The 12,215-nt window shown below is 70.9% G+C and carries 9 protein-coding genes; 3 read left to right on the top strand and 6 right to left on the bottom strand.

The window, feature by feature from the left end:
- Positions 1 to 579 precede the first annotated feature (579 nt).
- Positions 580 to 1,641: a hypothetical protein gene (locus CEK65_RS19255; protein WP_150410285.1), complete on the top strand. Its 1,062-nt coding sequence runs from the start codon at positions 580 to 582 to the stop codon at positions 1,639 to 1,641.
- Positions 1,642 to 1,683: 42 nt separating this feature from the next.
- Here CEK65_RS19255 and CEK65_RS19260 read toward each other — a convergent pair whose 3' ends face one another.
- Positions 1,684 to 2,241 (bottom strand): GNAT family protein, encoded by a 558-nt coding sequence (locus CEK65_RS19260; protein WP_223875672.1) that lies wholly within the window; start codon positions 2,239 to 2,241, stop codon positions 1,684 to 1,686.
- 164 nt (positions 2,242 to 2,405) lie between these two features.
- Here CEK65_RS19260 and CEK65_RS19265 point away from each other — a divergent pair, with 164 nt between their 5' ends.
- Positions 2,406 to 3,149, top strand: coding sequence for a polysaccharide deacetylase family protein (locus CEK65_RS19265; RefSeq protein WP_017910593.1), 744 nt, complete (start codon positions 2,406 to 2,408; stop codon positions 3,147 to 3,149).
- Complete coding sequence (locus CEK65_RS19270; RefSeq protein ID WP_152182692.1) at positions 3,146 to 4,267, top strand: glycosyltransferase family 4 protein; 1,122 nt, start codon at positions 3,146 to 3,148, stop codon at positions 4,265 to 4,267. The genes CEK65_RS19265 and CEK65_RS19270 overlap by 4 nt, the downstream gene beginning before the upstream one ends.
- 24 nt (positions 4,268 to 4,291) lie before the next feature.
- Here CEK65_RS19270 and CEK65_RS19275 read toward each other — a convergent pair whose 3' ends face one another.
- The 5 genes from CEK65_RS19275 to CEK65_RS21250 form a co-directional block, all read right to left on the bottom strand.
- A complete protein-coding gene (locus CEK65_RS19275) occupies positions 4,292 to 7,417 on the bottom strand; it encodes an efflux RND transporter permease subunit (protein ID WP_150410282.1) in 3,126 nt (1,041 codons plus the stop codon).
- Positions 7,414 to 8,529: an efflux RND transporter periplasmic adaptor subunit gene (locus tag CEK65_RS19280; protein ID WP_152182693.1), complete on the bottom strand. Its 1,116-nt coding sequence runs from the start codon at positions 8,527 to 8,529 to the stop codon at positions 7,414 to 7,416. The genes CEK65_RS19275 and CEK65_RS19280 overlap by 4 nt, the downstream gene beginning before the upstream one ends.
- A 152-nt stretch (positions 8,530 to 8,681) precedes the next feature.
- Positions 8,682 to 9,104 carry a hypothetical protein gene (locus tag CEK65_RS19285; RefSeq protein ID WP_152182694.1) on the bottom strand — a complete coding sequence of 141 codons (423 nt, stop codon included), beginning with the start codon at positions 9,102 to 9,104 and terminating at the stop codon, positions 8,682 to 8,684.
- A 119-nt stretch (positions 9,105 to 9,223) separates the two neighbouring features.
- Positions 9,224 to 11,902 carry a M1 family metallopeptidase gene (locus CEK65_RS19290; RefSeq protein WP_152182695.1) on the bottom strand — a complete coding sequence of 893 codons (2,679 nt, stop codon included), beginning with the start codon at positions 11,900 to 11,902 and terminating at the stop codon, positions 9,224 to 9,226.
- 125 nt (positions 11,903 to 12,027) lie between these two features.
- The coding region (locus tag CEK65_RS21250) for a hypothetical protein (protein WP_226980648.1) at positions 12,028 to 12,215 on the bottom strand (188 nt) is incomplete at its 5' end.

The raw sequence follows: 12,215 nt of genomic DNA on the forward strand, positions 1-12,215 counted from the left end.
GTTGGTCGCCGCCGCACCCTCACCCCCGGCCCCTCTCCCGGGGGGAGAGGGGGGATTCCCACCGCGTGGGCGGTTGCCCCAGGGCGAGGTCATCGGCGCACGCCCGCGGCGCAGGCGCACCGCGCCGACGCGGCACAACGGGAACGAAGGGCATGACGCATGGGAATCTCCTGAAAAACGCACGGGGCGCGCGCCCGGGACGGCGCGCTGTGGGGATTTTCGCTCATCCGCGCCCCACTGGCTGCCCCGGCATGACGCAGCGCGGCCCCGAGACTTGTCTACGTCATGCACCGCAAAGCGCAACCCGCATTCCGGCCGCACCGTGAAGTGGTTCGCTCCCGGCTTCCACCGTGCGGAATTCGCGGCAGCGCATGCGCAAATCCGACAAGCCTGGCGTGCGCATCGGGTCCATTGTCGCCGCTCCTTCCGCCACCACGCAGGCGCCATCGACCCACCATCACCGTGCCATTCGCTTCGCAGACGGGATACCTGCGATGGCCTGCGCCGCCGCATCGCGCAGCGCCGTGCTCCGCGGGCTCCCGAGAACGCACTCCGCATTCTCACGACAAGGCGATTCCCATGCACTCCGACATCCGTCCGTTTTCCTCGTCCGCACGCCGCTGCGTGCACGCCGCCCTGCTGCTGATGCTGCCCCTGCTCGGCCTGAGCGCCAGCGCACTGGCCCAGACCGCCGCGCCCGACGCCCGCCTGGCGCGGGTCGGCGCCCTGCCCGCCGCGCACAAGCCCACCAACGTCCCCGACGACTACATCCAGACGCCGTTCGGCTACTTCGCGCCGGCCTGCGTGCGCCAGGTCCATCGCAGCGACCGCGTGCTCGCCGACGGCGCCCTGCAGCATGCCGATGGCGCGCGCGAACAGGCGCAGGCCTGCACCCAGGACAACTTCACCCCCAACGGCACCCGCGTCCACCCCGACGGACGTGGCCTGGACGGCCAGCCGATCCGCGCTGGCGCGGCGCTGCGGGCAGCGCGCGCGCGCGGCGCGGTGCCGCCGCCGATCACCCACGACTGGGTGCAGTCGGCCATCGACGTGACCGGCAACAAGATGGGGCGCATCGTGGCCAGTTGGACGGTGCCGCAGAACCCGACCAACGTGGCGCAGCAGACGGTGTACTTCTTCCCGGGGATGCAGAGCGACGATCCCACGATCCTGCAACCGGTGCTCGGCTACCGCGGCTACAACGACAGCTGGGACCTGAGCAGTTGGAACTGCTGCCAGGACGGCATGGTGTGGCACAGCGACTTCATCGCGGCCAGGGCCGGCGACCGGATCGTCGGCGACACCTACGCCACCTGCAACAACGGCCTGCCCTGCACGAACTGGAACGTCGACACGCGCAACGTCACCACCGGCCAGAGCGTGCGGCTCAGCACCACCTACGACATCAATTCCCGGACGCACCTGGTGGTGGGCGGTGCGCTGGAAGTCTATGCGGTGGACAGCTGCGACCAGTATCCGCCGGACGGGAGCATCACCTTCGATGCGATCGGCGTCTACGACTACCGCATGCAGAAGGTGGCGTCGCCGGCGTGGGTGTCGTACAGCGACAGCTCGGGCCTGGACGTGCAATGCAACTACGCGGTGGACACCACCGCGACCTCGGCCACCATTTCCTACTGAAGCCGTGGCCCGCGCGCGTCGCTCGCACGGGCGACGCGCGACTCAGGCCGCCGCCCCGGTCCGCGCGAACAGGCGCAAATCGCGCGGCTGTCCATCGCGCAACGACAGTTCGCGGCGCGTGCCGATCTCAACGAAGCCGTTCTTCTGCAGCACGCGCGCCGAGCCATGGTTGTCTGGTAGCGTCAGCGCCTCGATCCGCTGCAGGCGCAACGCCGGCACCGCCCAGTCCAGGTAGGCGGCGACGATGCGGGTCATCCGGCCCTGCCCCCAGTGCGCGCGGCCAAGCCAGTAGCCGAGCTCGGCCCGCTCCGGCGCCGGCTGCGCCGCTGCATGCAGGCCGATCCCGCCACAGGCCTCGCCGCCGATTTCGATCGCCAGCACCGGGTCGTTCAGGTCGATCACCTGCCCGCCCAGGAAGGCCTCGCCGTCGGCGCGCGTGTAGGGATGCGGAAAGCGCCGGCTGAGCCCGCGCGCCACCTGGGCGTCGTCGGCGTGGCGGACCAGCGCATCCAGGTCCTCGGCACGCCAGCGCCGCAGCACGATGCCGTCCAGATGCAGTTGCAGATCGCGCCAGGGGGCGGCAGCGGCGGTCTCGGACATCGGCGGCTCCTGCGGCAAGGGAAGCGCAGCATAGCCGCCGGCCGCGGCCTGCACGGCGGCGCGATCGTCTACGGCTGAGGGTTTTACCCGACAGACCAGCGAAAGCCAGGCCCGGTAGACTCCCGCGCCGCACCTCGCCCTTCCGTCCAAAGAGCCGTTCCCCGATGCCCTCCGACACCGCCGCCACGGCCCGCATTCCGATCTTCATGTACCACAACGTGGCCGAGGCGCCGCGGCACCTGCAGGTGTACCGCAGCCTGTACGTGAGCCCGGGCCGCTTCGCCCGGCAGATGCGCCTGCTGCAGCGGCTGGGCTACCGCGGCGTGTCCATGTCCGACGCCATGCCGTACCTGCGCGGCGAGCGCCAGGGCAAGATCGCGGTGGTCACCCTGGACGACGGCTACCTGGACAACCTGCACGCGGCGCTGCCGGTGCTGCAGCGGTTGGGTTTCACCGCCACGGTGTACATGGTCAGCGGCTGCATCGGCCGCCACAACGTGTGGGATGCGCAGAAGCTGGGCATCGAAAAGCCGCTGATGAACCTCGCCGAGCTGCGCCAGTGGCGCGCCGGCGGCATGGAGATCGGCGCGCATACCCGCTCGCACCCGCACCTGACCGGCTGCAGCGATGCGGCGCTGCGCGAGGAGATCGGCGGCTGCAAGCGCGAACTGGAGGACCTGCTCGGCGAGGCGGTGCCGCAGTTCTGCTACCCCTATGGCGATGTGGACGACCGCGTCGCCGACGTGGTGCGCGAGGCCGGCTACACCGCCGCCACCAGCACCCGCCGCGGCCGCGCCCCGGCCGGCTCGGACCCCATGCGCTACCCGCGCATCCAGGTCGCGCGCCATCACCTGCTGCCGCAGTTCGCGCTGCGCGCCTTCACCGCCTACGAGGACCGGCGCGGATGAAATTCCTGTTCGTCGGCACCAATCCCGAAAACACCGGCGCGGCCACCCATTTCGTGGCGCTGGCGCAGGCGCTGGCCGGCGTCGGCCATCAGGTCGAGGTCATCGCCTGCGAGGGCGGCCTGATCGCCGACGAATTGCGCCGCAGCGGCATCACCGTGCACGTCGGGCACTTCCGCAACGTGCTGGACCCGGACGGCTACCGGCCGCTGCTGCGCGTGGCGCGGCGCAGCCGGCCGGACTGGCTGGTGGGCAACTTCGGCAAGGAATACTGGCCGCTGCTGCTGGCCGGACGCGCGCTGGGCATCCCGGTCACGCTGTTCCGCCACCGCACACCGGCGATGAGTGCGCTGTCCGGCTATGCGATCCCGCGCCTGGCCGCGCGCTTCTTCGCGGTGTCGCACTACGCGCGCCAGGCCTACCTGGAGCGCGGCGTGCCGGAGGCGCTGGTGCAGGTGCTGTACAACCCGGTGACCATGGAGCGGCTGCGCCCGGATCCGGAACGTGGCCGTGCCATCCGCGCCGCGCAGGGCTTGCCCGAGGATGCGATCGTGCTCGGCTACAGCGGGCGCATGCACGCCGGCAAGGGCATCTTCCCGCTGCTGGAAGCCGCTGGGGCGGCGATGGCGGAGGAGCCGCGGCTGCACTGCCTGTGGCTGGGCGACGGCCCGGACGCGGCGCAGTTGCAGGCGCAGGCTGCGGCCCAGCCGCACGGCGAGCGCCACCGTTTCGTCGGCTGGGTCAACGACACCACGCCCTACTACAACGCGATGTCGATGCTGGCGTTCCCGTCGCTGGCGCCGGAAACCTTCGGCCGGGTCTCGGTGGAGGCGCAGGCCAGCGGCGTGCCGGTGCTGGCCAGCCACGTCGGCGGCACCGCGGAGACGCTGGACCCCGGGGTCAGCGGCGAACTGCTCACGCCCGGCGACGTGGACGGCTGGCGCGATGCGATTCTGCGCCTGTGCGACGGCGAACGGCGCCAGCGCATGGGCAAGGCCGGGCGCGACTTCGTGCAGCGCCATTTCGGTGGCGCGGTGATCGCCGCGCAGTTCGTACACCTGCTGCAGCAGCCGCGCTGCGCGCCGCAGCCGCTGGCGCCGTCGCGCGTCGATCCGGCCTGAGCGCGGCTGCCTGAGCGGCCCGGCTCAGGCGTGGCCGCCGACCGACGGCGTCTGCGCTTCCAGTTGCTGCAGGCGCTGCTGCACCGCGTCCGGTGAGCGCGTGTACGGCGCCAGCAGCGCATAGAACGCCGGCACCACGAACAGCGACAGCAGCGTGGACACCGACACGCCGAAGATCACCACGATGCCGATGGTGGCGCGGCTGGCCGATCCGGGGCCGCCGGCGACCACCAGCGGGATCGCGCCGACCACGGTGGCCAGCGAGGTCATCAGGATCGGCCGCAATCGCACCGCCGAGGCTTCTACAATCGCGTCGCGCACGCTGCGCCCGGCATCGCGCAACTGATTGGCGAACTCCACGATCAGGATGCCGTTCTTGGCCGCCAGCCCGACCAGCATCACGATGCCGATCTGACTGAACAGGTTGAGCGTACCGCCGCTGATCGCCAGGCCGATCAGTGCGCCGAGCACGCCCAGCGGCACGGTCAGCATGATCACCAGCGGGTGGATGAAGCTCTCGAACTGCGCCGCCAGCACCAGGTACACGATCAGCAAGGCCAGGGCGAAGGTCAGCAGCACCGCGCCGCCGGCCTTCTGGTACTCGCGCGATTCGCCCTTCCAGTCGAGCTGCGCGTAATCGGGCAGTTCCTCGCGCGCCACCTGCTGCGCCCAGGCGATCGCCTCGCCGAGCGGATAGCCCGGGGCCAAGCCGGCGTTGATGGTGATGGCACGCAGGCGATTGAAGCGGTGCAGGTTGCCCGGCTCGGCGACTTCGCGCAGGGTCACCAGGTTGGACAGCGGGATCAGCTGGCCGCTATCGGCGCGTACCCTGATCGCCGCCAGGTCGGCCGGATCGGCGCGGCCGTCGCGACTGGCCTGCAGCATCACGTCGTACTCCTCGCCGTTGTCGACGAAGGTGGTGACCTGGCGCGCGCCCATCAGCGTCTCCAGCGCGCGGCCGATCTCGGTCACCGGCACGCCGAGGTCGGCTGCCCGCTGGCGGTCGATCTCCACGCGCATCTGCGGCCGGGTTTCCTTGTAGTCCGAGTCCGCCCCGACCAGCCCGGGGTTGTCGGCGATGCGCGCGAGCAGGCGGTCGCGCCATTGCGCGATCTCGGCGTAGTCGGGGCCGCCGAGCACGATCTGGAACGGCTGCCCGCGGCTATTGACCAGGCCGCCGCCGACCTGGGTGCGCGCACGCACGCCGGGCAAGGCGCGCAGTTCCTCCTGCAGCGTCGCGGCGACGTCGGCGGTGGCCACGTCGCGCTCGCTCCAGTCGCGCAGGAACACGCTGACCCGGCCGGTGTGCATCTCCTCGCTGGCGCCGAAGCTGCCGGGCACGCGCGGATTGGCGCGCGCGATCGGCTGGCCGTCGCCGCGGTGGCGGTCGAGGATGGCCTCGACCTGGTGCATCTGCCCCACCGTGTAGTCGAAGCCGGCGCCTTCCGGCGCATCGATCATCACCTGGAACGAGCCGCGGTCCTCGGCCGGCGCCAGTTCCGAGGGGATCACCCGCGCCAGCAGCGCGCTGGCCGCCAGCGCCGCCAGCATCAGCGCGCCGAACACCCAGGCACGGCCGACGTGGCGCTCGAGCACGCGCCGATAGCGCGCGCTCAGCCCGTGCAGCCGCGCCTCGACCCAGCCGTGCACGCGGTTGGGCTTCTCGCGCGCGTGCGCCTTGAGCAGCTTGGACGACATCATCGGGGTCAGGGTCAGCGCGACGAAGGCAGAGATCGCCACCGCCGCGGCCAGCGCCACCGCCAGTTCGCGGAACAGGCGCCCGGTGTTGCCTTCGAGGAAGCCGACCGGCAGGAACACCGCCACCAGCACCGCGGTGGTGGCGATCACCGCGAAGGCGACCTGTGCGGTGCCGCGCCGCGCCGCCACCAGCGCCGGTTCGCCCAGGTCGACGCGACGCTGGATGTTCTCCACCACCACGATCGCATCGTCCACCACCAGGCCGATGCACAGCACCAGGGCGAGCAGGGTCAGCAGGTTGATCGAGAAGCCGAACGCATACAGCGCGATGAACGCGGCCACCAGGCACACCGGCACCGTCACCGCCGGGATCAGCGCCGCGCGCACGCTGCCCAGGAACAGCCAGATCACCACCAGCACCAGCACCACCGCCTCGATCAGGGTGTGGTAGACGCGTTCCACCGAGGCATCGATGAACACGGTGGAATCGAAGGCGACGAAGATCTGCGTGCCCTTGGGCAGGGTCTGCTGGATCTGCTGCGCGGCCGCGCGCGCGGCGCGGGCCACGTCCAGGCTGTTGGCGGTGGAGGTCTTGACGATGCCCAGGCCGACGTTGGGCACGCCGTTGCTGCGGAAGTAGGCGCGGCGCTCGGCCGAGGCCAGTTCCACCTTGGCCACGTCGCCCAGCCGCACCACGTAGCCGTCGCGCCCCTTGCCGAGCGGAATCGTGGCGAAATCCGCCGGCGCGCGGTAGCTGCGCTCCACACGCAGGGTGAAGTCGCGGTCGGCCGACTCCAGGCGGCCGGCCGGCAGTTCCACGTTCTCGCGAGCCAGCGCGTTCTCCACGTCGGCCACGGTGAGGTCGCGCGCGGCCAACTGGTCGCGGTCCAGCCAGATCCGCATCGCATAGCGCTGGCGCCCGCCCAGGCGCACCTGGGCCACGCCATCGATGCTGGAGAGCCGATCGACCACGTAGCGTTCGGCGTAGTCGGATAGCTGCAGCGCATCCATCGTGCTGGAGCTCATGTTGAGCCACAGGATGGCATCGGCATCGGCCTCGACCTTGGCGATCTCCGGCGCGTCGGCCTCGTCGGGCAGGCGGTCGAGCACGCGGCTGACCGCATCGCGCACGTCGTTGGCGGCGGCCTCGATGTCGCGGGTGGCGCGGAACTCGATGCTGATGTCGGCCACGCCGTTGGAACTGCGCGCCTGGATCGTCTCGATGCCTTCGATGCCGGCCAGCGCGTCCTCCAGCACCTGGGTGATGCGGCTCTCCACCACCGCCGCCGAGGCGCCGGGGTAGCGCACCTCCACCGACACGATCGGCGGATCGATCGCCGGCAGCTCGCGCAGGGTCAGCCGGCTGTACGCCATTACCCCCAACACCACCAGCAACAAGCTCATCACCGCGGCGAACACCGGCCGGGTGATGGAGACGTCGGACAGCTTCATCGGGCGCGTTCCGCGGCGCCACTACCGGGACTCGGGCCGGTGGTGGCGGGAGCGGCTGCGGCAGTCGACCTCGCATCGACCACGGCCACGCCCGGACGCAGCTTGCCGATGCCCTCGACCACGATGCGCTGGCCGGGCTGCAGGCCGTCGACGATCTCGACCAGGCCGTCGCGGCGCGCGCCGGTGCGCACGTCGGTGCGCGCCACGGTGGCGTCGGCGCCGACGCGATAGACGAAAGCGTCGCGCCCCACCTGCACCACCGCGATCTCCGGGATCACCAGCGCCTGCCGGGCGGGCCGATACAGGCGCACGTCCATCAGCATGCCCGGGCGCAGCGCGCGGTCGGCGTTGTCGAACGCGGCACGCACGGTGACCGCGCGGGTGGCGCTGTCCACGCGCGCGTCCACGGTGGCGACCTTGCCGTCGAAGGCGCGCCCCGGATACGCCACGCTGCGGCCGCCGACGGCATCGCCCGCCTTCACCGTCGACAGCGCCGCCTCCGGCACCTGGAAATCCACGTAGACCTGGGCCACGTCGTCGAGCGTGGCGATGGTCGCGTCGGGCGTCAGCAGCGCGCCGGGGCTGACCTGGCGCAGGCCGAGCACGCCGGCGAACGGCGCGCGCACGCTGCGGTCGCCGATCTCCGCGCGCATCTGCAGCACCCGCGCCTGCGCGGCATCGCGCAGCGCGCGTTGCGTGTCCAGTTGCGCGCGCGACACCAGTTGCCGCCCGACCAGTTCGCTCTGCCGCCGATACAGTTGCTCGGCCTCGGTGTAGGTGGCCTCGGCCTCGCGCAACGCCGCCTGCTGGCCCTGCCCGCGCAGCGTCACCAGCGGCGCGCCGGCCGCCACCTCCTGGCCACTCTCGAAATGCACGCGCTCGACGATCTCGCTGACCTTGGCGGTCAGCGTCACCGACTCGCGGGCCTTGACCGTGCCCAGCGCGGCCAGGCTGTCGTTCCACGCACGCGGCTGCACCGTCTGCAGCGTCACCGGAATCGCGGCACTGGCAGCGGCCGGCGCCGGGGCCTTGCCGCAACCGGCGAGCACGAGCGCGAGCGAGGACAACAGAAGGCACACCAGGCGGACGCCGGCGCGTGGTCGGTGCGGCATGGAGATCCCGGACGCGTGGAGTTCGACCCAGTCTAACGGCCTGGCGTGACGGGCGTTGACACGTCGCAACCATGACCGACGACCCTTGCCGGCCAACGCATGCGCTGCGCGATGAGACGCAGCGCACGCGTGGCGCGGCTTGGGCCGCGCAATCAGTCCTTGCCGGTACGACGCCGGGTGAAGTACGGATAGGCCACCACGAAGGCAAGCGCCGATGCAGTCCCAAGCAGCATGCGCACCGCCTGCCCCAGGGTGTGCGGCACATACAGGGCATGTGCCGACGCGTCATACCAGATCGCGTGCAGCATCATCAATCCGAACGAGGCCATTGGCAGTCCGAACACCAACCAGCCGAAAAAGCGCAGCGCCGGCGACGTACGCCCCTCGGCTAATTTGCCGACGACCTCTGTGCTGGCCAGGTGGTACTGGAACGGATCGGAGGTGGCGTATCTGGGCGGCGGCGGCGGCGCTGGCTCAGGCTGCACAGGCTGATGCGTCACCTGTTCGGCGCACGCCGGTTGGACCAGTTCGGCCACATTGGTTCTGGCCAACACGTCATGCAGCTTCGGATCCATGCGTTCCCCCTGAACGTTGCCCGGCAGCGTCGTCCGCCACCGAATCCGCCATCCCTGCGCCTGCCGCGCGAGTGCGTGCAGCATAGCATGCGGGCGGCGCAGGGACCTGGCAACTGCGATCAGTGCGGCGGAAACGCGGCGCGCTGCCGCGCCTGCAGCGCACTGCACAGGCGAATCGTCTCGGCGGTCTGCGCAAGGCCGCGGTCGGCGCCGCTGAGTGCCTTCAGGCGCGGCGTGAAGAACGCCTCCAGCCGGTCCGCTTCGGCGGCATCGCAGCCACCGCTGGCCGCCAGCGCCGGCAAGCGACCGCCGTCGAAGGAACCGGAGCGCGCCACGATGCGATCGAAGTGCGCGGTGTACCAGGGCCACATCGAGGCGTGCGTGGCCGGCTCGGCATGCGCGCCCATCAGCAGGCTGTTCATCTCGCCGACCTTGATCGCATCGGTCAGGGCGAAATCGCGCACCTTCTGCAGCTGCTGCGGATCCTGCACGGCGCCGAGCGCTTCGATCATCGCGTTGCGCTGGGCCGGTTCGCCGTGACCGCGCAAGGCCGCGATCAATGCGTCCACCGCGGGCGCGCCGCGCGCCTGCACCGCCACCGTCAGCGCTGCGCCAAGCAGATCCGGGTTGGCGGCGGCGAAATCCAGCGCGCCGCCCTTGCCGGCCAGCACCGCATCGCCCTGGGCCAGCAGCGCCTGCCGCACCGCCGGCACGCCCATGGTCACCCCGAGCAGCTCGGCCAGGTTGGAGCGCAGCGCCACGTCGTCATCGCTGTCGCCGGCGCGGCGCCGATCGCCCAGCGCCTGCAGGCGTGCGCCGAACGCGGCGTCGGTGGCCTCGCGCAGCATGGCGCGCTGCGCCTCGTCGCGCGCCAGCACCCGCCAGATCCAGGCGATGCGGTCGTTCATCGCGGTGGCCACCGCCGTGGCCTTGGCCGGCGCCAACTGCTGCATCGCCGCGATCACGTCCGCGGTATCGGCCTCGCCGGTGCGGAACGCGCTGTCGATGGCATCGGCATAGGCCAGCTTCTCGGCATCGTCGAGCGCATCGAGATGGCGACCGAGCGCGGCCAGCTGCGGCTTGGGCAGGGCGAAGCGGTAGTAGCCGGTGCCGCCGGCGTTGGGCATCACCCAGCTGTCGGCATCGGCGCCGGCGAGCGTGAGGCGGCCGTCGCTGGAAGACAGCATCTGGCAAGCACGGCGCACGCCCTGGCGCGTGCCGTACTTGACGCACACCGGCACGCCCCAGGTCTGTGCGGCGTTGCCGCGCGAGCCCAGCGGCAGGAAGCGCTGCTGGTGCAGGTGCAGCACCGCGCCGCCCGCCTCGGGCTGCAGCTGCGCTTGCAGATAGGGCACGCCGGGCTGATCGAGGAAGCTGCGGAATGCGGCCTTGAACTCCTCATCCTTGCCGGCCGCGGCGGCGATGGCATCGACCAGGTCGTCGGCAGTGGCGTTGCCGAAGCGGTGCGCGCGAATGTAGCTGCGCATGCCGCTGCGGAAGGTATCCTCGCCGACGAACTGCTCGAACATGCCCAGCACCGCGGCGCCCTTGCGGTAGGTGATGCTGTCGAAGGCGGTCTCGATGTCGCCATTGCCGGTGATCGGCTGGCGGATCTTGCGCGCGCTGACCAGGCTGTCGTTGTTCATCGCGTCATGCGCGGCGCTGATGCGGTCCAGGTCGGCGCGGTACTGCGGCCGCAGGCGCATGGTGATCTTCTGCTGCATCCAGGTGGCGAAGGCCTCGTTGAGCCACAGGTCGTCCCACCAGGCCATGGTCACCGTGTCGCCGGTCCATTGGTGCGCCAGCTCGTGCGCGGTGACGTTGAACGAGCCCTCGACGTTGTGCCGCGGCGAATGGTCGTCCAGCAACAGCAGCCAGTCGCGGAAGGTGACGAAACCGGGGTTCTCCATCGCGCCGGCGGAGAAGTCCGGCGCGGCCACCAGATCCAGCTTGTCGAACGGATAGCCGAAGTCGTAGTAGTCCTCCAGCGCGGTGATGATCTCCGGCGTCTGCTGCAGCGCGCGACGGATGCGCGGGCCCTGTCCTTGTGCAGCGACGCCGCGCAAGGGGGTGGACTGCGGGCGCTGCGGCGTGGCCGGCAGCGCCGGCCCGTCGACCACGTCCCACGGCCCGACCGCGTAAGCCACCAGGTAGGTCGGCAGCGGCACGGTCTCGGCGAAGCGCACGGTCTTCCAGCCCTTGCCGGCCGGTTCGGTGGACTCGGCGCGGGTATTGGCCAGCGCCTGCTCGCCCTCGGGCACGGTCAGGCGCAGCGCGAACGGCGTCTTCAGCGCCGGCTCGTCGAAGCCGGGGAAGGCGTAGCGCGCACTGATCGGCTCCATCTGCGTCAAGGCGTAGGCATGCCCCTGCGCCTTGACCTGGTAGAGCCCCTGCAACTGCTGATTGAACGGCGCACTGTAGACGATGGTCAGGGTCAGCTCCTGCGGCTGCAGGGTGCGCCCGAAGGCGATGCGGGCCACGCCGGCCTGCGCGTCGGCCTGGGTATAGCGCACCGGGAACGACGCACCATCGGCGGTGCGCAGCGTGGCCTTGCTCACCCGTAGCTCCTTGCCGTGCAGCCACAGATGATCGGAGGCGCGCTCCAGGCGCACGCGGACGGTGGCGGTGCCGTCGAAGCTGGTGCGCTCCGGATCGATCTTCAGGTCCAGCGCATAGTGCTCCGGCACCGCCCAATCCGGCAGGCGTCCGGTCGGCACCGCATCGGGCGCCTGCGCACAGGCCGCGCCGCAGCACAGCGCGAGGACGGAGAACAGCACGCGACGGGACAGAGCTGGCATGGACGGGCCTTCGCCGATGAGGAGGGCGACGACTTAAGCACGCACGGCCGCGGCTGTCACGTGGTGACCGCCCGTGATTTAGCCCGCGGGCACCGCGGAGGTTCTTCACGTACGGCCCCTACATCTCAAGCAACAGCCAGGGCTTTCGCCTTGCGGCGAGTCACTTTTCTTTGCTTGTGCAAAGAAAAGTAACCAAAAGAAAGCACACCCTGCCTTGCGCCCTCCGCGCTGACGCGCTCCGGGTCCGCGTCCATCCCGGGGATTCGCGGAAGGGGCATCCTGCCCCTGCCGCGAACGGCGCACATCCATGTAC

This window comes from Xanthomonas sp. LMG 12459 (assembly GCF_009192905.1).
GTDB lineage: Bacteria > Pseudomonadota > Gammaproteobacteria > Xanthomonadales > Xanthomonadaceae > Xanthomonas_A > Xanthomonas_A sontii.